The sequence below is a fragment of the Streptomyces sp. NBC_01276 genome, assembly GCF_041435355.1.
Lineage (GTDB): Bacteria > Actinomycetota > Actinomycetes > Streptomycetales > Streptomycetaceae > Streptomyces.
In genome coordinates this window covers 1,305,087-1,329,066 of the sequence record NZ_CP108442.1, presented here as the reverse complement: position 1 = coordinate 1,329,066, position 23,980 = coordinate 1,305,087, and the positions used below count along the sequence as shown (strand labels likewise).

Here is a 23,980-nt window from a genome sequence, read left to right as displayed (position 1 = left end):
TGCCGGGCCTCGGGGCCGCGCTCCGGGAGGAACTCAGAGCACGTCGGCGGCGATGTTCTCCGCGACCCGCTCCAGCAGGGGACCGGCGTTCGGGATGGACTTGGCCGGGTCGGGCTCCAGGTCCGTCAGCGGGTAGGCCCGGCGGATGCCGGCACCCTCCAGGGCCTCCTGGGTCAGCAGCAGGCGCCCGCAGACGGCCACGACCGGCTTGCCGGCGGCCCGCGCCGCGGCGGCGACGCCCGCCGGGGCCTTGCCGTGCAGGGTCTGCTCGTCCAGCGAACCCTCACCGGTGATCACCAGCGTGGCGCGCTCCAGCGCCGGGGCGAAGCCCAGCACCTCCAGCATCAGCTCGATGCCGGGACGGAACGTGGCGCCGAGCAGCAGCGCACCGTAGCCGATGCCGCCGGCCCCGCCCGCGCCCGGCAGCACCGCGCACTCGGCGGCCTTCGGGCCGATCGACTTCTCCAGCACCACCGCGAAGTGCGCCAGCGCCGCGTCGAGCGTCGCCACGTCCTCGGGCGAGGCGCCCTTCTGCGGGCCGTAGACCGCCGCGCAGCCCTTCGGGCCGGTCAGCGGGTTGTCCACGTCGCTGGCCAGGACGAAGTCCACCTCCGCGAAGCGGGGGTCGATACCGGACAGGTCCGCGGAGGCCAGGCCGGCCAGCGCGCCGCCGCCCGGACCGACCGGTTCGCCGTTCGCGTCCAGGAACACCGCGCCCAGCGCGGCCAGCATGCCCGCGCCGCCGTCGGTGGTGGCACTGCCGCCCACACCGAAGACGATCGAGCGCGCGCCCGCGTCCAGCGCGGCCCTGAGTAGCTCGCCGGAACCGTACGTGGTCGCCGTCAGCGCCGCGAAGGTGCCCGCGGGCAGCAGCTGGAGGCCGGAGGCCTCCGCCATCTCGACCACCGCGGTGCCCTCGCGCAACGCGAACGCGGCCGTGACCTGGTCGCCGAGGGGGCCGGTGACCCGTACCTCCCGGCGTTCGAACCCGGCCGCGACAGCGGCCGCGACGGTCCCGTCGCCGCCGTCCGCGACCGGGAGGGTCTCGATCTCCACGCCCGGTACGGCCCTGCGGAGCCCCGCCGTCACCCGCTCAGCGACCTGAACGGCCGTGAGCGAGCCCTTGAATTTGTCCGCGGCGATGAGCACGCGCGCGGCCTCAGTTACTGCTCCGTCCGTCACCTTTGCTAATCCCTTGCTATCGAACAGTGCAGTCGCGCCACCATGAGCTTATCCGGAGGATCCTCCTATGCCCATGAGTGGCCTGGGCCACATGCGGCGCGCCATGCGCCTAAATACGGATATACGCCTGCATAGTGTGGCCGCATGGGCACGGATTCGATGGAACAGCAACCTCCGGATGTCCGGGGAGAGGGGGCCGGCTCCCCGGCGGACGGCGCGCCCGACCGCACCGTCGTCACCGTGGGGGTGGTCGCCGTGCTCGCCGTCGTCGCCTGGGCGGCCCTGGGCGGGAGCTCCTTCGACACGGCCTCCGGCACGGCCCTGGCCTGGGTGCTGAACAACTTCGCCTGGCTCTTCGTGATCGCCGCCGACGTGTTCCTCGTCATGTGCGTCGTCCTCGCCATCAGCCGCTTCGGCCGGATCCGGCTGGGCGCCGACGACTCCGAGCCCGAGTTCACCAACCTCGCGTGGATCGCGATGATGTTCAGCGCGGGCATGGGCATCGGCCTGATGTTCTACGGGGTGGGCGAGCCGCTCACCCACTACCTGATCCCGCCCCCGGCCTCCGGGGCCGCCCCGAGCAGCGGCGCCTCGGCCCTGGCGGCCATGGAGTACAGCTTCTTCCACTGGACCCTCACCCCCTGGGCGATCTACGGCATCGCCGGCCTCGCCCTCGCCTACGCGACCTTCCGCAAGGGCCGCGGCAACCGGCTCAGCTCCGCCTTCGTGCCGCTGATGGGGGAGGAGCGGGCCAACGGGTGGGCCGGGAAGGCCGTCGACCTCCTGGCCGTCTTCGCCACCGTCTTCGGCACCGCCACCAGCCTCGGCCTCGGCGCGCTCCAGGTCTCCAAGGGGCTCAGCATCACCACGGGAATCGAGGACTCCACCGGTGTCGAACTGATCATCATCGCTTCGCTGTCGGCGGCCTTCGTGCTCTCCGCCTTCTCCGGCCTGCACAAGGGCGTGAAGTGGCTGAGCACCATCAACATCGTGCTCGCCGCGGTCCTGATGGTCTTCGTCTTCGTGCTCGGCCCCACCATCTACATCCTGGACGTGATCCCCTCCAGCATCGGCGGCTACCTGCACGAACTCGTGCCCATGGCCACCCGCACCGGCGCCTTCACCGACGCCAAGTGGCTCGGCGCCTGGACGATCTTCTACTGGGCGTGGTGGCTCTCCTGGGCCCCGTTCGTCGGCACCTTCATCGCCCGCATCTCCCGCGGCCGCACCATCCGCGAGTTCCTCATCGGCGTGCTCCTGGTTCCCAGCGGCGCCACCGTCGTCTGGTTCTGCGTCATGGGCGGCACCGCCATCCGCCTCGACTCCACCGGCGTCGTCGACTTCGCGGCCAAGATCAAGGACGGTACGGAGGCCTCGCTGTTCGCGATGCTCGACGCGCTCCCGCTCGGCACGGTCACCTCCTGGGTGGCGATGGCCCTCGTCATGACGTACTTCGTCACCAGCGCCGACTCCGCCTCCCTGGTCATGGGCTCGCTCACCAGCCGCGGCTCGCTGCACCCGCCGACCTGGCTCGTCGTCACCTGGGGCGTCCTGATGGCCGGCGTGGCCGCCGTCCTGCTCGTCGCCGGCGGCCTCAAGTCCCTGCAGACCGCGACCATCCTGGTCGCGCTGCCGTTCGTGATCGTCATGATGCTGCTCTGCTGGGCGCTGGTGAAGGAACTCCGGACGGACCCCGGCGCCGGCCCCGCCCGCCACCACGCCCATCACGGGATGCGGGACGCCGTCAAGGCGATGGTCGGCGACGCCGTCACCGAACAGGGCCCCGCCCGCCACCACCGGCTGCGGCGCGTCGCCGAGTCCAAGGGCCGCGACCGCGAGGACGGCGGCCACCCCCAGGGGTGATCGCGGGGGCGCCCGGCACCCGTGCCGGGCGGGCCGGTTAGGGTGGCCGCGTGACCACCACCGATGACTACGCCGCCTACATCGCGAGCCTGCCGAGGGTGCTGGCCGGGGCCGCCGCCCTCTACCGCGACGCGCGGGGCCGGGTCCTGCTGGTCGAGCCCAACTACCGCGAGGGCTGGGCCCTGCCGGGCGGCACCGTCGAGTCCGACCGGAACGAGTCCCCCCGCACCGCCGCCCGGCGCGAGAGCGCCGAGGAGATCGGCATCGACGTCCCCCTCGGGCGGCTCCTCGCCGTCGACTGGAGCCTGGGACCCGGCCGCCCGCCCCTGGTGGCCTACCTCTACGACGGCGGGGTGCTCGACGCCGACCGGCTCGACGCCGTCGTGCTCCAGGAGGAGGAACTCCTCTCCTGGAAGCTCGTCGAGCCCGAGCGGCTCACCGAATACCTCCCCGGAGCGGTCGGCCTGCGCGCCCGGGAGGCGTGCCGCGTCCTGGAATCGGGCGGCGGCACCGTGGAACTGGAGAACGGCCGCCGGCCCGACTCCGCGTAAGACCCCGGCCCGGCCGGGGGGTTGAACACGGCGCCTACTGCGAGCAGGACAGAATCAGCAGATGATCACGATGTACGCCTGGCCCAGCACGGCCGACGGTCCCGACGCCCTCCCCATGGTCCACTTCACCACCGAAGAGCAGTCGGGGGGCGAGGTCACCGAAGAGGGCACCCCGGTCTGGCTGTTCGACACCGCGATACGCGAGGGGGGCTGGGCCCCGTTCGAGGACTTCGAGGGCTGGTCCGCTCCCGCCGAGGGCTGGCAGGCCTTCTACCGCCGCGAGGACGACCTGCTCGCCGTCACCGGCCCCGGCGCCTGCGAGGGCTGGTACCAGGGCCGGCTCGGCGCCGACGGCGACTGGGTGACCGCCGCCGCCACCCAGCAGAGCCTCGTCCTGCTGGCCGCCCCCGTCCAGCACCCGTCCCTCTACGCCTACGCGGTGGAGGCCGGAGCCGGCTTCGCCCTCCTCGTCCCCCTGGCCGTCATCTGACCCCGACGGTAGCCGTCCCTACCGCCCCTCCAGCTCCAGCAGCCGCACCTTGCGGTCCAAGCCGCCGCCGTAGCCCGTCATCGCGCCCGAGGCGCCGATGACGCGGTGGCACGGCACGATGATGCTGACCGGGTTCTTCCCGTTGGCCAGACCCACCGCCCGCGAGGCGTTCGGCTTGCCGAGCTCCGCCGCGAGCCGCCCGTAGGACCAGGTCTCGCCGTACGGGATCCGCAGCAGCTGCTCCCACACGCTGCGCTGGAACGGGGTGCCCTCCAGGTGGACCGGGACGGTGAACTCCGTCAGCTCCCCGGCGAAGTACGCCGTCAGCTCGCGCACCACCTCGGGGAAGGGCCCCTCGTCGGCCGGCACCCGCTCCCCGAAGGTCTCCTCACCGGGCCTGTGCCGGTGCTCGGTCATGTACAGGGCACTGAGCACCCCGTCGGTGGCCACCAGGGTCAGGGTCCCCAGGGGACTCTGCACCTCGGTGTGGGTCTTCCTGCTGCTCACGGCGCTGCTCGCGGCGCTGTTCATTCCTCGGCTCATGTGCTCCGCTCCTCAAACGGGGAGGTGGTTGATGGCGTGGTCCTCGGTGGCCCACAGGTACTGCACGGCGTACGCCCGCCAGGGCCGCCACCCGGCCGCCCGGTCGGTCAGGGCGGCCGGGGTGGACGGCAGCCCCAGCCCCCGGGCGGCCCGCCGGACCCCCAGGTCGGACGGCAGGAACGCGTCCGGGTCGCCCAGCGCCCGCATCGCGATGATCTCGGTGGTCCACGGCCCGAAACCGGGCAGGGCGTTCAGGGCGGCGCGGGCCGCCTCCCAGTCGCTGTCGATGCCCAGCGGCAGCGAACCGTCCGCCAGCGCCCCGACCAGGGTGGTGAGCGTGGTGCGGCGGCTGCGCGGCATCGACAGGGTCTCCGGGTCGAGGCCGGCCAGCGCCTCCGGGGCCGGGAAGAGGTGGGTCAGCCCGCCCTGCGGATCCTCCACCGGCTCCCCGTACGCGGTCACCAGGCGGGCCGCGTGCGTGCGCGCGGCGGCCGTGGACACCTGCTGGCCCAGCACCGCCCGTACGGCGAACTCCGCCGCGTCCACGGTGCGCGGAACCCGCCGCCCGGGCGCCTTGTCCACCAGCGGGGCCAGCAGCGGATCGGTGCGGAGCTGGTCGTCCACGGCCTCCGGGTCGGCGTCCAGGTCCAGCATCCAGCGGCAGCGGCTGATGGCGATGGTCAGGTCCCGCAGGTCGGTCAGGGCCAGCCGGCAGCCGATGTGCTCGGGACCCGGCGTGAGCGCGACCACCCCGGTGCCGTACGGGAGCCGCAGCGTCCGCCGGTAGGCCCCGTCCCGCCACTCCTCCACCCCGGGGACGGCGGTGGCGGCCAGGTGCCCGAAGAGGTTGTCGGGGTTCAGCGGGGCCCGGTAGGGCAGCCGAAGACTGATCGTCCCGGGCACCCGGGGCTCACTGCGGCCGGCCTTGGCGGCCCTCGCCCGCAGCTCGCCGGGGGTGAGCGCGAAGACCTCGCGCACCGTCTCGTTGAAGTTGCGGATGGAGGCGAACCCGGCGGCGAACGCGACGTCGCCCATCGGCAGCTCGGAGGTCTCGATCAGCAGCCGGGCGGTCTGCGCGCGCTGCGCGCGGGCGAGCGAGAGGGGCCCGGCCCCCAGCTCGGCGCCGAGCTGCCGCTCGACCTGGCGGGTGGAGTACCCGAGCCGGGCCGCCAGCCCGGTGACCCCCTCCCGGTCGACCACCCCGTCCTGGATCAGCCGCATGGCCCGGGCCACGGCGTCGGCGCGGGCGTTCCACTCGGGAGAGCCGGGGCTCGTGTCCGGCCGGCACCGCTTGCAGGCCCGGTACCCGGCCTGCTGGCAGGCGGCGGCGCTGGGCAGGAAGCTCATGTTCTCGACCTTGGGGGGCACGGCGGGACAGCTGGGCCGGCAGTAGATCCCGGTGGTCCGGACGGCGGTGAAGAACCACCCGTCGAAACGGGCGTCCTTCGACTGCACGGCCCTGACGCAGCGGTCGGTGTCGGTGTACATGCCCCCAGCTTCCCGTCCGGACCGGACCCGGGCTGGCAGTTTTCCGACATCAAGGTTACGTGGGCCGTGCTGTCAGCTCATCCTCACCACTGCTCGATGCCAGCCACTGTCTGCGAGATCACCTCCACCACGCGGTTGACCCCGGCCACGTCGAGGGTGACGTCCTCCACTCCCAGGAAGCACTGGTAGGCGCCCTTGTTCCCTGCGCTGCGCCGTACCCCCGGCAGCTTCCCCACGATGCGGTCGAGGCGCAGGTTTATCGACTGGCGGGCGGACTTGCCGGAGGTGAGTGAGGGAACGGGGATCCCGGAGGTAACCGAAAGCTCGATCTCAAGAGACGCCCGCCCCAAGCTTGTGAAGTTCTTGATCCGAACGACGATCTCCACCTGGCGGGACCGGCTGTTCATCCGGCACTCACCCTCGCTGGCGGCATACTCGTTCATGCCGGCGTATAGGTGTCCGATCCGTCGGCAGAGGTCCTGCTCCGGCACGGAGTCCGTACCGCTGGCCATCTGGATGATGGACTCCGCCTCACGTAGGACGCTGACGAAAAGTCCGACGTTCTCCGGGCGCTGGCTGGGGTTTTTGTCAGTCGCCTCTCGGTAGAGTCCGATCAGGGCGTCAGCGGCCCGGTCGTCGATCCATTGGCCGAGCTCGCGGGTGAGGATCTCGACGTTTTTTGCGAAGTTCTCGCCGCTGGGGTCCCGGCCGGTGATCACGAAGAACATCAGCTGGGCCAGACTGAAGACGTCCACGGTTTCACTGCGGGCGGTTTTGGCATTGGGCTCGAACAGCTGTTCCGGTGCTGCGTAGTTGATCACTCCCCCCACCCCGATGTTGGTGGTGACGGTGCGATTGGTTTCGTGGTACGCGAGGTCGAAGTCGGTCAGGTAGGGCTGGAGTCGGCCTGTCTCGCCGTCGTACGTGGCGATGATGTTTTCCGGCTTGATGTCGCGGTGCCGCACTTGCTGTGAGTGGGCGTGACGGACTGTCTCGCAGACGTCGATCATCAGCTGAAGGACCGCTTCAGGTTCCTCGCGGTTGATGTACGCCTTGCGGAGGTTGTCGCCTGGGATGGCGTCCATGAGGAAGCCGTAGGGCGCCGAGATCATCTCGTGCACCCTCACGATGTGTGGATGGGCGAGCTTCCGCATGTTGTGGTAGCCATTGGCGAAGCGGCGTACCTTCACCTCGTCATCCAGTTCGTTTCCGTGGAAGACCTTCATGGCGTATGACCTGCCATCCGGGTCCTCCAGTAGCCACACATGACCGTAGCCGCCGTGGCCCAGGGGGCGAACGACACGACCGAACCGGGTCTCTTCGCCGACGCTGAGATCTCCGAGATTCTTGCGGAACTCCCGGACTCGGGACATGAGCGACTGCCAGTCGGGATTCCGCTTGACGTCCGGCAGGGCCTTCTCGGTGTCGTCGAACCACTTGACCAGAGGAACCAGCTGGGCTGAACAGTGCTTGGCGCCGTATTTGAGTCGTACGTTACGTTCAGACAGCTGGCTCAACTGGAGGTAGTGGTATTCGTCCACCAGGGAGTGGGCCTTGGCGAGGTTGTGCGCGAGCTCGTCCTTGCCGATGGGAGGGCCCTCCCGGGGCGGAAAGCCCCTTCCGAGGACGACCGTGCCGGCGATGTCGCCCTTGAAGACGGGGGTCTGGATGGCCTCGGATACCACGGCGGCCACATACTCGTACACTCCCAGAAGTGTGACCTCGCCGCTCCAGTTCACGGCAGACCCCATCACGGCCTCCGTCAGGGCGCTGGTGAAGACGCCCCGTCCGGAGAACTCCAACGCCTTCTGTTCAGGGCGGCAAGCGGCCAGGATGCACCGGCTCTCATTGACGGCGGGTACCTCACGCTCAATGTCCCCAGCCTGGAGGGGTCGACTGCTCGTCCAGGTGAAGGCCGACCCTGAATGACAGCAGTCGAGCACGGTGATCACGTGCTTGAAGCGGTGGCTCGCTGACTCCATCAGCTGACCTAGCTGGCTCAGCGGGATGCCGAGGTCGTAGGCCTCCCCGTCGTAGGTGACGAGGTGCCCTGCCTGTCCGAGTACCGCACCATGTCCGGCGAAGTAGAAGAGCAGGGTATCGCCCTCCTCCTCGCCATAGGCGAGTTCCGATAAGGAGCGGACGATGTTGCTGCGGGTGGCCTGCGAATCGACCAGCAGCTTGCAGTCGAAGTCGAACTCAGGGAAGGAGAGGCAGGTCGCCATGTCCCTCGCATCGTTGACGCACCCTGCTAACGGGGCCTCCAGGTAGCGGTCGATCCCCACGATCACGGCCTTGTTCACATTGATTCCTCAACCTGGACGGGTCTGTGTTCACGCTGTGCAGCGACATGCTAGACACTGCGAGACCGATCGTCACACCCTGTGGAGCGGGGCAATCCGTGGGGACGCATATACGAGGAGACCCCGGGCGCCTCAGGGCGTCCGGGGTCTCGCGCGCACGGCCGAGCGGCGGCGTTACGGCAGCTGCGCCGCCCGCGCCTCCCGCCGGTTGTGGCGGAACGTGTTCGCGCGACGGGTCGTCGCGAACAGCGGAATGGTCGCCGCCAGAGCGATCTGCAGCGCGCAGCCCGTCTGGAGCAGGAGCTGCCCACCCGGGGCGTCGAACGCCCAGGCGGCCAGCAGCCCCATGGCACCGACGATCCAGCTGAGCATCGCCGCCGCGAGGACACCCCGCGGCTTGGGGTACTCGACCCGGCTCACCATCAGCCAGGCCACCCCGATGATCGCCAGCAGCGTCGGCACGAACGGCAGCTCCAGCAGCACGATCGAGACGACCGTCAGGGCGCCGAAGGGGCTGGGCATGCCCTGGAACATGCCGTCCTTCATGGTCACGCAGCTGAATCTCGCCAGCCGCAGGACCACCGCCAGCAGCACCACGATCGCCGCCAGTGCCGACATCTTCTGGTGCGCGTCGTCGGCGACCATGCCGTAGACGAGCACGAAGTACGCCGGCGCCAGACCGAAGCTGATCAGGTCGGACAGGTTGTCGAGCTCCGCGCCCATCGGCGAGCTGCGCAGCTTCCGGGCGACGATGCCGTCGAAGAGGTCGAAGACCGCCGCGAGGAGCATCAGTATCACCGCGGTCGCCGCGCTGTGCCGGGCCATGCCCGACTCGCCGCTGCCGGTGAGGTGCGGGATGAGGATTCCGGTGGTGGTGAAGTACACCGCCATGAATCCGCAGGTCGCGTTACCGAGGGTGAGGGTGTCCGCTATCGACAGCCGCAGCGAGAGCGGCATGTCGTCTTCGGCGGACTCCTCCTCGGCGCGCTCGGGAACCCAGCCGGTGGCAGGGGTCTCAGGGTCAGTCACGGTCAATTCGGGTCACCCCCGCGGTGGTGGCCTGACCGACCTCGACCGCGACCTCGACACCCTCGGGGAGGTAGATGTCGACGCGCGAGCCGAAGCGGATCAGACCGATGCGTTCGCCCTGCTCCACCTTGGTGCCGGCCGGCAGGTACGGGACGATGCGACGCGCGACGGCGCCGGCGATCTGCACCATCTCGATGTCGCCGAGCTCGGTGTCGAAGTGCCAGACGACGCGCTCGTTGTTTTCGCTCTCCTTGTTGAACGCCGGGACGAACCCGCCGGGGATGTGCTCCACGGACGTCACCGTGCCCGCGAGGGGCGCGCGGTTGACGTGGACGTTCAGCGGGCTCATGAAGATCGCGACGCGAGTGCGCCCGTCCTTCCACGGCATGATGCTCTGCACCACACCGTCGGCGGGCGAGATGACGCGGCCCTCGGTGATCTCACGCTCGGGGTCGCGGAAGAACCACAGCATGCCCGCCGCGAGCGCGGTGGCGGGCACGGCCGCCGCGGCCCAGCGTCCGGACTTGCGCGCCCGGGTGAGGCTGAGGGCCGCGGTGGCGACGGTCGGCAGAAGCCACGGCGATGCTCCGCGTGCGAGACGTCCACCGAGGAGGCCGACGCGAGGTGCAGAGGTTTGGCTGTGGGGCATGGATGACCTTCGTAGCGGGTGATTGCCGCGCCGCAAACGGGGGGACGGGACGGCGGCTTTACTGGAATGCTATCGGTTGCGCGCAACAACTGGGCAAGCCAGAAGCCGAGTCGATGACCCCCGACCCGTGACTGCTAGTGACTCTTTCGCGGTGAATCGCTGGGCGATTCACCGCAAAAGGGACTTTCAGCCCTGGGTCCGGTACTCCTCAAGCAGGCGTCGCCCGATGATCATTTTCTGGATCTCGGCGGTACCTTCGCCGATCAGCAGCATCGGCGCCTCGCGGTAGAGGCGCTCGATCTCGTACTCCTTCGAGAATCCGTAGCCGCCGTGGATGCGGAAGGCATCCTCCACGACCTCCTTGCAGTATTCGGAGGCGAGGTACTTCGCCATCCCGGCTTCGAGGTCGTTTCGTTCCCCGGAGTCCTTTTTGCGTGCTGCATTGACCATCATGGCATGGGCGGCTTCGACCTTGGTAGCCATCTCGGCCAGCTTGAACTGGATGGCCTGGTGCTCGGCGATCGCCTTGCCGAAAGTGTGACGTTGCTGGGCATAGGAGACACCCAGCTCGAACGCACGCTGAGCGACGCCGCAGCCACGGGCCGCCACGTTGACGCGGCCGACCTCGACCCCGTCCATCATTTGGTAAAACCCTCGGCCCGTCTGGCCGCCGAGGACGCGATTGGCCGGAATGCGCAGTCCGTCCATGATGAGCTCGGTCGTGTCGACGCCCTTGTAGCCCATCTTGTCGATCTTGCCCGGAATCGTCAGGCCCGGACGGACCTCTCCGAAGCCCGGCTCCTTCTCCACGAGGAAGGTGGTCATCGACTTGTGGGGCGCGGTGCCCTCGGGGTGTCCTTCGTCACTCCGGACCAGGACGGCCACCAGCGTGGACGTGCCGCCGTTCGTCAGCCACATCTTCTGGCCGTTCAGGACGTACTCGTCGCCGTCCTTCACCGCCTTGGACGTGATGGCCGACACGTCCGAGCCCAGACCCGGCTCGGACATCGAGAACGCGCCCCGGACCTCGCCCAGCGCCATCCGCGGGAGGAAGTGGTCCTTCTGCTCCTGCGTGCCGTGCTGCTTGAGCATGTACGCCACGATGAAGTGGGTGTTGATGATGCCCGAGACGGACATCCAGCCCCGCGCTATCTCCTCGACGCACAGCGCGTAGGTGAGCAACGACTCACCCAGGCCGCCGTACTCCTCGGGGATCATCAGGCCGAACAGGCCGAGCTCCTTGAGACCGTCGACGATCTGCTGCGGGTACTCGTCGCGGTGCTCCAGCTCGGTCGCGACCGGGATGATCTCCTTGTCGACGAACTCGCGGACCGTCTTCAGGATCTCCCGCTGGACGTCCGTGAGCCCGGCGGTCTGGGCGAGTCGGGCCATGGCTACTTCCCCTGTTCCTTCAGCTGCGGGCGGCCGGGCTGCTCGCCGCCGCGCTCCTTGATGTACGTCTCGGTCGGGACCATCACCTTGCGCCGGAAGACGCAGACGAGGGTGCCGTCCTGCTTGTAGCCCTTGGTCTCGACGTAGACGATCCCGCGGTCGTTCTTCGACTTCGACGGGGTCTTGTCGAGGACCGTGGTCTCGCCGTAGATCGTGTCGCCGTGGAAGGTCGGCGCCACGTGCCGCAGGGACTCGATCTCCAGGTTGGCGATGGCCTTCCCGGAGACGTCCGGCACGGACATGCCCAGCAGCAGGGAGTAGATGTAGTTGCCGACGACCACGTTCTTGCCGAAGTCCGTGGTGTTCTCGGCGTAGTTGCTGTCCATGTGCAGCGGGTGGTGGTTCATGGTCAGCAGGCAGAAGAGGTGGTCGTCGTACTCCGTGACCGTCTTTCCTGGCCAGTGCTTGTAGACCGCGCCGACCTCGAACTCTTCGTAGGTGCGTCCGAACTGCATCGGGATCAGGCCTCCGGGATCTCGAACTTGCTGGTGCGCTGCATGCCGGCGGCCCGGCCCTTGCCGGCGATGACCAGGGCCATCTTGCGGCTGGCCTCGTCGATCATCTCGTCGCCGAGCATCGCGGAGCCCTTCTTGCCGCCCGCCTCGGAGGTGCACCAGTCGTACGCGTCGAGGATCAGCTCGGAGTGGTCGTAGTCCTCCTGGGAGGGGGAGAAGACCTCGTTGGCGGCGTCGACCTGGCCGGGGTGCAGGACCCACTTGCCGTCGAAGCCCAGGGCGGCGGCGCGGCCGGCCACCTCGCGGTAGGCGTCCACGTCGCGGATCTGCAGGAAGGGGCCGTCGATCGCCTGGAGGTTGTGCATGCGGGCCGCCATCAGGATCCGCATCAGGATGTAGTGGTAGGCGTCCGCCGGGTAGCCGGGCGGCTGCATGCCCACGACCAGGGACTTCATGTTGATCGAGGCCATGAAGTCGGCCGGGCCGAAGATGATGGTCTCCAGCCGCGGCGAGGCGCCGGCGATCGCGTCGACGTTCACCAGGCCCTTGGCGTTCTCGATCTGCGCCTCGATGCCGATCTTGCCGACCTCGAAGCCCATCGTCTTCTCGATCTGCGTCAGCAGCAGGTCGAGCGCCACGACCTGCTGGGCGTCCTGGACCTTCGGCAGCATGATGCAGTCGAGGTTCTGGCCGGCGCCCTCGACGACGGTGATGACGTCACGGTACGTCCAGTGGGTGGTCCAGTCGTTGACGCGCACCACACGGGTCTTGCCGGTCCAGTCGCCGTTGTTCAGCGCGTCCACGATCGTGTGGCGGGCGCCTTCCTTGGCGAGCGGGGCGCAGGCGTCCTCCAGGTCGAGGAAGACCTGGTCGGCGGGCAGGCCCTGGGCCTTCTCCAGGAACCGCGGGTTCGAGCCCGGCACCGCGAGGCAGGAACGGCGCGGCCGCAGCCGGTTCACGGGAGACGTGGGCGTGGTCATGCGGAGACCTCCAGAGGGTCGAGCTTGTTCGCTTTCCGGATCTCGTCGACGATACGGCCGATGATCTCCGTGATACCGAAGTCCTTGGGTGTGAAGACGGCGGCGACTCCGGCCGCCTTGAGCGCGATGGCGTCGGCGTTCGGAATGATGCCGCCGAGGACGACGGGTACGTCACCCGCCCCCGCCGTGCGGAGGCGTTCCAGCACGTCCGGCACGAGCGCGCTGTGCGAGCCGGACAGGATGGACAGTCCCACGCAGTGCACGTCTTCGGCCAGTGCCGCCGAGGAGATCTCCTCGGGCGTCAGCCGGATGCCCTGGTAGACCACCTCGAATCCGGCGTCGCGGGCCCGTACGGCGATCTGCTCGGCGCCGTTGGAGTGCCCGTCCAGGCCCGGCTTGCCGACCAGCAGGCGCAGCCGGCCGGAACCGAGGTCCTCGGCGGTGCGGGCGACCTTCTCGCGGACGAGGGCCATCGGCGTGCCCTCCTCGGCGGTGACGGCCACCGGGGCCGAGGAGACCCCGGTCGGGGCGCGGAACTCGCCGAAGACCTCGCGCAGCGCGTTCGCCCACTCGCCGGTGGTGACACCGGCACGGGCGCATTCGAGGGTCGCCTCCATCAGGTTCTCGGTCCCGGCGGCGGCCTCCTTGAGCCGGTCCAGGGCCTGCATCACCGTCGGGAAGACGAACGGGTCGCCGCCGCCCTGCCGGTCCGAGGACTCCTGCCGCTCGGCCCGCCAGCGGACGATCCGCTCCACGGTCAGCGCCTCGGTGGCCGGGTCGACCGTCATGATGGCGCCGTCCAGGTCGGCCGTCAGCGGGTTCTCCTCGGTCTGCTCGAAGCAGTTGACGCCGACGATCTTGTCCTGGCCGGCCTCGATCCGGGCGCGCCGCTCGGCGTGCGAGGCGACCAGCTCGCCCTTCAGGTACCCGGACTCGACGGCGGCCATCGCACCGCCCATCTCCTGGATCCGGTCGATCTCGGCCATGCAGTCGGCGACCAGGGAGTCGACCTTGGCCTCGATGACGTGGGAGCCGGCGAAGATGTCCTCGTACTCCAGCAGGTCGCTCTCGTGCGCCAGGACCTGCTGGATGCGCAGCGACCACTGCTGGTCCCAGGGCCGGGGCAGGCCCAGTGCCTCGTTCCAGGCGGGCAGCTGCACGGCGCGGGCGCGGGCGTCCTTGGAGAGGGTGACGGCCAGCATCTCCAGGACGATCCGCTGGACGTTGTTCTCGGGCTGCGCCTCCGTCAGACCCAGCGAGTTGACCTGGACGCCGTAGCGGAAGCGGCGCTGCTTCTCGTTCTCGATGCCGTAGCGCTCCCGGGTGACCTGGTCCCAGATCCGGCCGAAGGCGCGCATCTTGCACATCTCCTCGATGAAGCGGACGCCCGCGTTCACGAAGAAGGAGATGCGGGCGACCACCTCGCCGAAGCGCTCCTCGGGCACCTGGCCCGAGTCGCGCACCGAGTCCAGGACGGCGATCGCGGTGGACATCGCGTACGAGATCTCCTGGACCGGGGTGGCCCCGGCCTCCTGGAGGTGGTACGAGCAGATGTTGATCGGGTTCCACTTCGGGATGTGGTTGACCGTGTACGCGATCATGTCCGTCGTCAGCCGGAGCGACGGCCCGGGCGGGAAGACGTGCGTCCCGCGCGAGAGGTACTCCTTGACGATGTCGTTCTGGGTGGTGCCCTGGAGCAGGGAGACGTCCGCTCCCTGCTCCTCGGCCGCCACCTGGTAGAGCGCCAGCAGCCACATGGCGGTGGCGTTGATCGTCATCGAGGTGTTCATCTGTTCCAGGGGGATGTCCTGGAACAGCCGTCGCATGTCGCCCAGGTGGGAGACCGGGACCCCGACCCGGCCCACCTCGCCGCGGGCGAGGATGTGGTCCGGGTCGTAGCCGGTCTGCGTCGGCAGGTCGAAGGCCACCGACAGGCCGGTCTGCCCCTTGGCGAGGTTGCGGCGGTACAGCTCGTTGGACGCCTCGGCCGTGGAGTGGCCGGCGTACGTCCGCATGAGCCACGGACGGTCTTTCTGGCGCTCTGTCATCTCAGGCGATCCTTATGGCCTTTGAGCGGACTCAGACGTTGCGGAAGCGGTTGATCGCGTCGAGGTGCTGCGCGCGCAGCTCGTGGTCGCGGATGCCGAGGCCCTCTTGCGGGGCGAGGGCGAGGACGCCGACCTTGCCCTGGTGGAGGTTGCGGTGGACGTCGTAGGCGGCCTGCCCGGTGTCTTCCAGGGAGTAGACCTTGGAGAGGGTGGGGTGGATCTTGCCCTTGGCGACCAGGCGGTTGGCTTCCCAGGCTTCGCGGTAGTTGGCGAAGTGCGAGCCGACGATCTTCTTGAGGGACATCCACAGGTAGCGGTTGTCGTACTCGTGCATGTAGCCGGAGGTGGAGGCGCAGGTGGTGATGGTGCCGCCCTTGCGGGTGACGTAGACGCTCGCGCCGAAGGTCTCGCGGCCGGGGTGCTCGAAGACGATGTCGATGTCCTCGCCGCCGGTCAGCTCGCGGATGCGCTTGCCGAAGCGCTTCCACTCCTTGGGGTCCTGGGTGTGCTCGTCCTTCCAGAACCTGTAGCCCTCGGCGTTGCGGTCGATGACCGCCGTGGCGCCCATGGCGCGGCAGATGTCGGCCTTCTCGGGGGAGGAGACGACGCAGATCGGGTTGGCACCGCCGGCCAGCGCGAACTGGGTGGCGTAGGAGCCGAGGCCGCCGCTGGCGCCCCAGATCAGGACGTTGTCGCCCTGCTTCATCCCGGCGCCGTTGCGGGAGACCAGCTGGCGGTACGCGGTCGAGTTGACCAGGCCCGGGGACGCGGCCTCCTCCCAGCTGAGGTGGTCCGGCTTGGGCATCAGCTGGTTCGACTTGACCAGGGCGATCTCGGCGAGGCCGCCGAAGTTGGTCTCGAAGCCCCAGATGCGCTGCTCGGGGTCGAGCATCGTGTCGTTGTGGCCGTCCGAGGACTCCAGCTCGACCGAGAGGCAGTGCGCGACGACCTCGTCGCCCGGCTTCCAGGCGTTGACGCCGGGACCGGTGCGCAGCACGACGCCCGCGAGGTCGGAGCCGATGACGTGGTACGGGAGGTCGTGGCGCTTGGTGAGCTCCGAGAGGCGCCCGTAGCGCTCCAGGAAGCTGAAGGTGGACACCGGCTCGAAGATCGAGGTCCACACGGAGTTGTAGTTGACCGAGGAGGCCATGACGGCGACCAGGGCCTCGCCCGGCCCGAGTTCGGGGACCGGGACCTGGTCGAGGTGCAGGGACTTGCGGGGGTCCTTCTCGCGGGTGGTGAGCCCGGCGAACATCTCCGCCTCGTCCTTGTGCACGGTGATCGCGCGGTACGAGTCGGGGAGCGGCAGGGCCGCGAAGTCGGCGGCCGTAGCGGCCTGCGACTGGATCGCGTCCAGGATGTCCTTCACGGTATTGCCTCCGGCTGAGCGCTGATGAGGGTGCGCTGAGGGATACGCGTTGCGTGCGTGGGAGCGGGTGGGGGTGCTGCGAGTGCCGTCGGTCCGGCGGAGCGGTGGTGCTGGCGCACCCGTGGTGAGGTGCGCGGGGCCTGGTGACGCAGGCATCCGGGGCGCGTTCCGTGCCGAGTGGGCGTGGGCCGCGGGGACATCCGGACGAGATTCAACGTATGGCACCCCGTGTCACTCAGCAAGGCACCGCGTGCCAAAACTTTCTCTCATTTGCCTATTGACCTGCGCAGATGAGCGATGATCGATCAGAGTTACCGGCGAGTAGGGGCAACCCGGACAAACGAAAGTGGCCGCCCCCGAATCGGGAGCGGCCACTGTGACGAGCGTGACTACTTGTTCCTGAGTGCCTCTTCGATGGTCCTCATGACCTCGTCGAGCGGAGCGTCGGTCCGGGCCACCGCGACCAGCACCTCGCCCTCGGTGCGGACGGCCGCCTGCGGAGCCGGGTCCGGGGCGCCCGCGACGGCCGTGCGGCCCGCGCCGATCCCGGAGCCGAAGGTCTTGCGGACGATCGAGAAGGCGTGGTCCAGCTGCGCCTCCACGTCCCCCTGCCCGCCGGCCCGCAGCCAGCGCCGCAGCACGTGGTTGTGGGCGGTGACCACCGCCGAGGCGGCCACCTCGGCCAGCAGCGGATCGTCGTTGCCGTCGTGGTGGTCCTGCTCGTCGAAGTGGGCCAGCAGGTAGCGCGTGAACAGCCGCTCGTACCGGGCCACCGAGGCGATCTCCCGCTCCCGCAGCGCCGGCACCTCGCGGGTCAGCCGGTAGCGCTCCACCGACACCGCCGGCGAGGCGGCGTACATCTTCATGACTTCCTTGATCCCCCGGCACACCGTGTCGAGCGGGTGCTCGTGCGCCGGGGCCACGTCCAGGACCGCCTCGGCACGGATCAGGGTGTCGTCGTGGTCCGGGAAGATCGCCTCTTCCTTGGAGCGGAAGTGCCGGAAGAAGGTCCGGCGGGCCACCCCGGCGGTCGCGGCGATCTCGTCGACCGTGGTGGCCTCGTACCCCTTCGTCGCGAAGAGCTCCATGGCGGCCGCGGCGAGCTCGCGGCGCATCTTGAGCCGCTGGGCGGCGGCCCGCGTGCCGGCCGCGCTCTCCGGGGCGTCGGAGGCCGAGGAGGCGCGGGGTGAGGTCTTGGCGGGCTGGGACATAGAGCGAAAGTACTTCATTCGCGCGGGCGAGCGCGCCTGTGGGGGGTCGGACAGGGGTGGATGCGGGGGAGGGCCCGCACTGGGCCCGGGAGGGTTCGTCCGCCGTGAGGGTCCGGCGGACCCGAGCAGCCCTCCCCACGCATCCTGCTCGTGGACCGCCGGATCGGGGGGAGTCCCCTTACCGGCGGGCGTACTCACGGAATCCGCGGCCCGTCTTCCGGCCCAGGCAGCCCGCCGCGACCAGGTGCTCCAGCAGCGGGGAGGGGGCCAGGCCGGGGTCGCGGAACTCCTGGTGGAGGACCTTCTCGATGGCGAGCGACACGTCCAGGCCGACGACGTCGAGCAGCTCGAAGGGCCCCATCGGGTACCCGCCGCCCAGCTTCATCGCGGCGTCGATGTCGTCGATGCCGGCGTAGTGCTGCTCGACCATCTTGATCGCGTTGTTCAGGTACGGGAACAGCAGCGCGTTCACGATGAAGCCCGCCCGGTCCCCGCAGTCCACCGGGTGCTTGCGCACCTTCGCGCAGACCTCGCGGACGGTGGCGTGCACGTCGTCGGCCGTCAGGACGGTCCGGACCACCTCGACCAGCTTCATGGCCGGGGCCGGGTTGAAGAAGTGCATGCCGATCACGTCCTGGGGACGCGCCGTGGCCCGCGCGACGGCGATCACCGGGAGCGAGGAGGTGGTGGTGGCCAGGACCGCGCCCGGCTTGCACACCTTGTCCAGGCCCGCGAAGAGCTCCTGCTTGACGGCCAGGTCCTCGGCGACGGCCTCCACCGCCAGGTCCACCTCGGCGAAGGCCTCCAGCGAACCGGCCGGGGTGATCCGGCCGAGGGTCTGCGCGGCGGCCTCCTCGGTCAGGCGGCCCTTGGACACCGCACGGCCCAAGGACTTCCCGATCGCGGCCTTCGCGGCCTCGGCCTTCTCCTGGCTGCGGGCCGCCAGCACCACGTCGTAGCCGGCCTGCGCGAAGACCTGGGCGATGCCGCTCGCCATGGTCCCCGAGCCGGCCACGCCCACCGAGGAGACCGGACGGCCCGTGCCCAGCAGGGACCCGTCCAGCGGGGTCTGCAGGTCGCGGACGACCACCGCGCTGCCCGGTGCCTCGTAGGTGTAGAACCCGCGGCCCGACTTCTGGCCGGTCAGTCCGGCCTCGGCGAGGTGGCCGAGGATCGGGGCCGGGGCGTGCAGCCGGTCGCCGGAGGAGGCGTACATGGCCTCCAGCACGGTGCGCGCGGTGTCCACGCCGATCAGGTCGAGGAGCGCCAGGGGCCCCATCGGCAGCCCGCAGCCCAGCCGCATCGCCGCGTCGATGTCCTCGCGGGAGGCGTACTTCGCCTCGTACATGGCGGCGGCCTGGTTGAGGTAGCCGAAGAGCAGGCCGTCGGCGACGAAACCGGGCCGGTCGCCGACCGCGACGGGCTGCTTGCCCAGCTCGCGGGCCAGCTCGGTGACCGCCTCGACGGCGGGCGGCGCGGTCAGCACGCAGGAGACGATCTCCACGAGCTTCATCGCCGGGGCCGGGTTGAAGAAGTGCAGGCCGAGCACCCGCTCGGGGCGCAGCGACTCGGCGGCGAGCCGGGTCACCGACAGGGCGTTGGTGCCGGTGGCCAGGATCGTGTCGGGGCGCACGATCGCGTCGAGCTCGTCGAAGAGGCGGTGCTTGAGCTCGTAGTCCTCCGGGACCACCTCGATGACGAGGTCGGCGTCGGCCGCGGCGCCGAGGTCGGTGAAGGTGCGGAAGCGGGCCAGGACCCCCTCGCGCTCCTGCTCGGTGAGGCGCTCCTTGGCGACGGAGCGGGCCGTGGCGGCGGCGAGGGAGGCGGTGGCCCGGCGGGCGGCGGCCTCGCTGACGTCGATGCCGATGACCTCGCGGCCGGCCCGGGCGAGGACCTCGGCGATGCCGGTGCCCATCGTGCCGAGGCCGACGACGGCGACGGTGCGCGGACTGCTGGACGGGGTGGACTGACTGGACGTGGACGGAAGGTCCATCGCGGGACTCCAGTGGAATGAGGGTGACGACTGGGAAGCGCGCGCGGTGCACGGTGCGCGCGGGGTGCCGTACGGCGAAGGGGTGCGGAGAAGTGCGGAAACGCGGTGCGGGGACGCCGTGCGTCGACGCGGTGCGCGCAGAGCCGTACGGGCGTGCCGTGCGGGGTGGGCCCGCGGTGCTCGCGTCCGGGGAGGCCGGATGCGGCGGGCCCGGGCGGCACGACCCTGTCCCGGGGTCCTGCCGTGCGTGTGGGTGGTGCGGTGAACCGACTGGCACGGGAGGCTGCGTCACCAGGCCGGTCCCGTGCGTGTGGGATCGACAGTAACCCGGTGGTAACTGGCGCGCCAGAGCACGGAGATGTGACCTGTACCGCCCAAATGTACCGATCATCGATGATCGATCAACCGGGTCCTGCGGAACTCCGCCGAACGGGGCGTGGCGAGGCCCGCCCGGCCCTAGGGTGGCCGTGTGAACGACGTGCTGGAGCGCCTGCGGGCCGAGGCGGACGGATCGCCGGAGTACGAGGAACTGCTCGTGGCGGGTCCCGACGCGCTGGCCGCGTCGCTGACCTCCGCCGGGCGGCACCTGTGGGCGCGCGAACTGGCGGCCTACCGGCTCGGCTTGGCCCGGGACCGGCGCGCCTTCGAGCCGCTGGTCCTGCTGCTCAACCACCGGGACCCGGCGCGCTGCGAGGCCGCCGCGCAGGCGCTCGCCGTCCTCGGGGACCCGCGCACCGCCCGCGCGGCGGCGGCGCTCGCGACGAACGCCCTGCGCACCGCCTACGCCCTGCACCCGGTCCGGCTGCTGGCCGCGCTGCGGGCCCCCGAGTCGGCCCCGGCGCTGATGGCCACCCTGTCGAGGCTGCTCGCGCCGCACGACCCGTACTGGCGGGTGGCCCTCGCCTGCGTCGAGGGGCTCGGGGCGCTGGCCGACCCGCGCGCCCGCGACGTCCTGGTCCGGGCCCAGGCGCACCCCCGGCTGGCGGCGGCGGCCACCGACGCCCTGGGCCGGCTGCTGGCCGGCCACCCGGACGCGTAACCGGGTCCCGCCGGCCGCCCGGCGCGGCGGCCGTCCCCCGGCGGCCGCCCTTCAGCCCGCTCCTCTTCCGCGGCCGCCCTTCCGCGGGCGCCCCTCAGCGGCCGCCCGTCTCCGGGACGATCGCGAAGGCCTCGATCTCCATGAGCAGCTCGGGCCGGAACAGGGCCGAGACCACCACCGCCGAGGAGGCCGGCAGCAGGTGCGGGGGGATCACCGCGTCGCGGGCGGCCCGGACGGCCGGGAAGTGGGCCGTGTCCGTCATGAAGTAGGTCAGCTTCACCACGTCCTCGAACCCGGCCCCGGCCGCGGCCAGGCACCGTCGCAGGTTCTCGAACACCTGCCGGGCCTGGGCCGCCGGGTCGCCCTCGCCGACCACCTCGCCCTTCTCGTCGAGCGCGCACTGCCCGGAGACGGCCACGAAACGCCCCGTCCCCCAGACGACGTGCTGGTAGCCGTGGCCGGGGGCGACCCCCTCGGGCGCCGTGATCCGGGTGAGCGCGCCGCCGTCGTTCTCAGAAATGGTCATGGACACGATCTTGCCGGGTACGGGTCAGCCGCGGAACCCCAGCAGTCCGTGCAGGGCGGCTCCCCCGGCCGACGGCGGCACCGCGCGCGTCGCGGCGGCCGGCTTCGGGGCGGGCTGGGCCGGGCAGGTGGCGTCCGCGGCCTGACCCGTCCTCAGGTACGCGGCGAGCTTCTCGTCCAGGCACTTGTTCCCGCTCAGGGCGACGCCGTGGTTGCCGCCGCCCTCCTCCACCACCAGCGCCGAGCCGGCCAGCTTGTCGCGCATGGTCACCGCGCCCTCGAAGGGGGTCGCCGCGTCCTCGGTCGCCTGGAACAGCAGCGCCGGGGGCAGGTCGTGGTTCGTCACGTCCGGAGCCTGGAGCGGCTCCGTCTTCCAGAACGCGCACGGGGCGTTGTACCAGGCGTTGTTCCAGGTCATGAAGGGCGCCTTGGCGTGCGTGCGCCACATGTCGGCCCGCCACCGGTTCCAGTCCCGGGGCCAGGCCGAGTCCCGGCACTGCACCGCCGTGTACACGCTGTAGCTGTTGCCCGCCGAGGGCTCCACCGCCGCGAACCGTTCGTACGCCGCCACGAGCGGCTTCGGGTCCTCGCGCACCGCGTACGAGGCGAAGGCCTCGGCGAGGGCCGGCCAGTAGCCGTTGTAGTAGCCGCCCGGCATGTAGGTGTCCTCCAGCTCCGCCGGCCCCACCTTCCCGCCCGCCGGAGCGGACCGCAGCGCCGTGCGCATCGCGTACCAGCGCTCCTCAACCGCGGCCGGGTCGGTGCCCAGGTGGTAGGTGGCGTCGTACTGGGCCACCCAGGCCAGGAAGGACTTGTGGCGGGCGTCGAAGGCCTGGTCCTGGGCGAGGTTGTCCTCGTACCAGACCCCGCCCGGGTCGACCACGGAGTCCAGCACCAGGCGGTGCACCCGGTCCGGGTGCAGGCGGGCGTAGACCGCGCCCAGGTAGGTCCCGTAGGAGTAGCCGAAGTAGCTGAGCCGCTCGGCGCCCAGGGCCGTGCGCAGGACCTCCAGGTCGCGGGCGGCCGAGACGGTGCCCACGTACGGGAGGACGTCCGCGTGCTTGGTCTGGCAGGACTCGGCGAAGGACCGCACCCGCTCCAGGTTGGCCTGCTCGGTCGCCGGGTCGAGGGGTACGGAGTCGGGGCGGACCGGCTTGAAGTGACCGGCCCCGCAGTCCAGGACGGGCTCGCTCTTGCCCACGCCCCGGGGGTCGAAGCCGATCACGTCGTACTGGCCGGCCACGTCCTTGGGCAGAGCGGAGGCGACGAAACCGGCCAGGGTGCGCCCGCTGCCGCCCGGGCCGCCGGGGTTGACCAGCAGGGGGCCCTGGGAGGTGGCGGCGGTGTGCGGGACCCGGGTCAGGGCCAGGGAGATCTGCCGCCCGGCGGGGTGGTCGTGGTCGAGCGGGACCTTCAGGGAGGCGCACTGCAGCGTCGGGTAGCGGGGCGTCGCGCAGCCGCTCCAGCGCAGGGTGGCGGCGGCCGGGGCGGGTGCGGGCGCCGCGGCGGGCGCCGGAGCGGCGACGACCGGGCTCGCGAGGGCGGCGGCGATGGCGGAGAGCGACAGCAGTACGGCGGCGCGCTTCTTCGACGGATGCGGAACGGGGTGCAGCATGGGGCCTCCCAGCCGAGGGTTCTGGGCGGAATCGTCCCGGAAACCGTCGCGGGAAGACGGGATTGGGCAGCCTATTGGCCCGATGTGATGACCCCTCGGCAGGCGCGCGCGGCCATCGGGGTGATCGCCGGAGGGCCGGCCGGGCCGGCCCCGCGGGGGGCGGGGCCCCCGGAACGCTCCGGGACGGGTGCGGCTCGCGCCGCCCGCGGTCCTGACGGGCCGGTGCCGAATTCGGCACCGGGTCGGCGGACTTGGCGCGCGCCCCCGTGCCGGCGACCGGCCGGCGCGCGCGGCCCGCCCCGTACACGCGTGCGCGGCGCTCGACCGGGTGGGGGTGGCGCCCCCCGGTCCGGGCCGCGAACCGCTCGCGCGGTCCGGGCCGCAGATGGAGTACCGGGGGTGTCGCGGGCGTCGCCCCCGGCGCGGCGACGGCCCAGGTCGTCCGCCCCGGAGGGCGCGGAGCCGGGATGCCGGGCCGTCCGGTCCGCCCCGCGCGCGGACCCCTCCGGGCCGGCCCGCCCGCCCGGAGGGGCACGGACGTTCCCGTGAGCGTGCGGGGCGCTTCCCCGGGCCCCGGATTTGGGCGCCCGCCCCGGAGGTGGTTGGCTTGCCGCCGACGAGCGAGAACGACTGCTGGAGGAACAGGTATGGCGCAGGTCGAGGCCACCACGGAGCGCATCATCGGGGCCGACGCGGAGACCGTGTTCGACACGCTCGCGGACTACACCGGCAGCCGTTCCAAGCTGCTCCCCGAGCACTTCAGCGAGTACGAGGTCCGCGAGGGCGGCGACGGCGAGGGCACCCTGGTCCACTGGAAGCTCCAGGCCACCAGCAAGCGCGTACGGGACTGCCTGCTGGAGGTCACCGAGCCCACCGACGGCCAGCTCGTGGAGAAGGACCGCAACTCCTCCATGGTCACCACCTGGACCGTGACCCCCGCGGGCGAGGGCAAGTCCAAGGCCGTGGTCAGCACCGTCTGGAACGGCGCGGGCGGCATCGGCGGCTTCTTCGAGCGCACCTTCGCGCCCAAGGGCCTCGGCCGCATCTACGACACCGTCCTCGCGAACCTCGCGCAGGAAGTCGAGTCCTGAGCAAGGCCGTTGCCGCGGCACCCCGGGAACCGGCTCACCGGTTCGGGTGGTTTTCCGCGCCGCGGTGAGCCGCCCGGCGCCCCGGCCGGGCGCCCCGGCCGGGT

Annotated in this window: 20 protein-coding genes; 5 read left to right on the top strand and 15 right to left on the bottom strand. The window is 70.9% G+C overall.

The window, feature by feature from the left end; genetic code table 11:
* Positions 1-33 precede the first annotated feature (33 nt).
* Complete coding sequence (locus OG295_RS05550) at positions 34-1,182, bottom strand: glycerate kinase (RefSeq protein WP_371675827.1); 1,149 nt, start codon at positions 1,180-1,182, stop codon at positions 34-36.
* A 144-nt stretch (positions 1,183-1,326) separates the two neighbouring features.
* On the opposite strand from OG295_RS05550, the gene OG295_RS05545 reads away from it, so the two are divergent.
* The 3 genes from OG295_RS05545 to OG295_RS05535 all read left to right on the top strand — a co-directional run bounded on the left by OG295_RS05545 (position 1,327) and on the right by OG295_RS05535 (position 4,086).
* A complete protein-coding gene (locus tag OG295_RS05545; protein WP_371675826.1) occupies positions 1,327-3,045 on the top strand; it encodes a BCCT family transporter in 1,719 nt (572 codons plus the stop codon).
* A 50-nt stretch (positions 3,046-3,095) separates the two neighbouring features.
* Positions 3,096-3,596 carry an NUDIX hydrolase gene (locus OG295_RS05540; RefSeq protein ID WP_266843700.1) on the top strand — a complete coding sequence of 167 codons (501 nt, stop codon included), beginning with the start codon at positions 3,096-3,098 and terminating at the stop codon, positions 3,594-3,596.
* Between the two features lie 61 nt (positions 3,597-3,657).
* Positions 3,658-4,086 (top strand): hypothetical protein, encoded by a 429-nt coding sequence (locus OG295_RS05535; protein WP_266843702.1) that lies wholly within the window; start codon positions 3,658-3,660, stop codon positions 4,084-4,086.
* 18 nt (positions 4,087-4,104) lie between these two features.
* Here OG295_RS05535 and OG295_RS05530 read toward each other — a convergent pair whose 3' ends face one another.
* The 12 genes from OG295_RS05530 to OG295_RS05475 form a co-directional block, all read right to left on the bottom strand.
* A complete protein-coding gene (locus OG295_RS05530) occupies positions 4,105-4,629 on the bottom strand; it encodes a methylated-DNA--[protein]-cysteine S-methyltransferase (RefSeq protein ID WP_371675825.1) in 525 nt (174 codons plus the stop codon).
* 12 nt (positions 4,630-4,641) lie between these two features.
* On the bottom strand, positions 4,642-6,117 hold the full coding sequence (locus tag OG295_RS05525) for an AlkA N-terminal domain-containing protein (RefSeq protein ID WP_371675824.1): 1,476 nt from the start codon (positions 6,115-6,117) through the stop codon (positions 4,642-4,644).
* An 83-nt stretch (positions 6,118-6,200) separates the two neighbouring features.
* Entirely contained in the window at positions 6,201-8,420 is a 2,220-nt protein-coding gene (locus tag OG295_RS05520; RefSeq protein ID WP_371675823.1) for a caspase family protein, read from the bottom strand.
* Between the two features lie 174 nt (positions 8,421-8,594).
* Complete coding sequence (gene pssA, locus OG295_RS05515) at positions 8,595-9,455, bottom strand: CDP-diacylglycerol--serine O-phosphatidyltransferase (protein WP_199922199.1); 861 nt, start codon at positions 9,453-9,455, stop codon at positions 8,595-8,597.
* On the bottom strand, positions 9,442-10,098 hold the full coding sequence (locus tag OG295_RS05510) for a phosphatidylserine decarboxylase (protein ID WP_030235022.1): 657 nt from the start codon (positions 10,096-10,098) through the stop codon (positions 9,442-9,444). Before OG295_RS05510 ends, pssA begins: the two co-directional genes overlap by 14 nt.
* Before the next feature lie 186 nt (positions 10,099-10,284).
* On the bottom strand, positions 10,285-11,490 hold the full coding sequence (locus tag OG295_RS05505; protein WP_030235019.1) for an acyl-CoA dehydrogenase family protein: 1,206 nt from the start codon (positions 11,488-11,490) through the stop codon (positions 10,285-10,287).
* 2 nt (positions 11,491-11,492) lie between these two features.
* Positions 11,493-12,005: a MaoC family dehydratase gene (locus OG295_RS05500; protein ID WP_030155134.1), complete on the bottom strand. Its 513-nt coding sequence runs from the start codon at positions 12,003-12,005 to the stop codon at positions 11,493-11,495.
* A gap of 5 nt (positions 12,006-12,010) precedes the next feature.
* Positions 12,011-12,985, bottom strand: coding sequence for a CoA ester lyase (locus OG295_RS05495; protein WP_371675822.1), 975 nt, complete (start codon positions 12,983-12,985; stop codon positions 12,011-12,013).
* Positions 12,982-15,033, bottom strand: coding sequence for a protein meaA (locus OG295_RS05490; protein WP_371675821.1), 2,052 nt, complete (start codon positions 15,031-15,033; stop codon positions 12,982-12,984). The genes OG295_RS05495 and OG295_RS05490 overlap by 4 nt, the downstream gene beginning before the upstream one ends.
* Before the next feature lie 31 nt (positions 15,034-15,064).
* Positions 15,065-16,402, bottom strand: coding sequence for a crotonyl-CoA carboxylase/reductase (ccrA, locus tag OG295_RS05485; protein WP_371675820.1), 1,338 nt, complete (start codon positions 16,400-16,402; stop codon positions 15,065-15,067).
* A 389-nt stretch (positions 16,403-16,791) separates the two neighbouring features.
* Positions 16,792-17,613, bottom strand: coding sequence for a TetR family transcriptional regulator (locus OG295_RS05480; protein WP_371675819.1), 822 nt, complete (start codon positions 17,611-17,613; stop codon positions 16,792-16,794).
* Between the two features lie 178 nt (positions 17,614-17,791).
* A complete protein-coding gene (locus OG295_RS05475) occupies positions 17,792-19,606 on the bottom strand; it encodes a 3-hydroxyacyl-CoA dehydrogenase family protein (RefSeq protein WP_371675818.1) in 1,815 nt (604 codons plus the stop codon).
* 469 nt (positions 19,607-20,075) lie between these two features.
* On the opposite strand from OG295_RS05475, the gene OG295_RS05470 reads away from it, so the two are divergent.
* Positions 20,076-20,645 carry a HEAT repeat domain-containing protein gene (locus OG295_RS05470; protein ID WP_371675817.1) on the top strand — a complete coding sequence of 190 codons (570 nt, stop codon included), beginning with the start codon at positions 20,076-20,078 and terminating at the stop codon, positions 20,643-20,645.
* A gap of 94 nt (positions 20,646-20,739) precedes the next feature.
* Here the strand turns inward: OG295_RS05470 and OG295_RS05465 are convergent, their stop codons facing one another.
* On the bottom strand, positions 20,740-21,171 hold the full coding sequence (locus OG295_RS05465; protein ID WP_371675816.1) for a RidA family protein: 432 nt from the start codon (positions 21,169-21,171) through the stop codon (positions 20,740-20,742).
* A gap of 24 nt (positions 21,172-21,195) precedes the next feature.
* Positions 21,196-22,785 carry an alpha/beta hydrolase gene (locus OG295_RS05460; RefSeq protein ID WP_371675815.1) on the bottom strand — a complete coding sequence of 530 codons (1,590 nt, stop codon included), beginning with the start codon at positions 22,783-22,785 and terminating at the stop codon, positions 21,196-21,198.
* A 647-nt stretch (positions 22,786-23,432) separates the two neighbouring features.
* Here OG295_RS05460 and OG295_RS05455 point away from each other — a divergent pair.
* On the top strand, positions 23,433-23,876 hold the full coding sequence (locus OG295_RS05455) for an SRPBCC family protein (RefSeq protein WP_371675814.1): 444 nt from the start codon (positions 23,433-23,435) through the stop codon (positions 23,874-23,876).
* Positions 23,877-23,980: the final 104 nt, after the last annotated feature.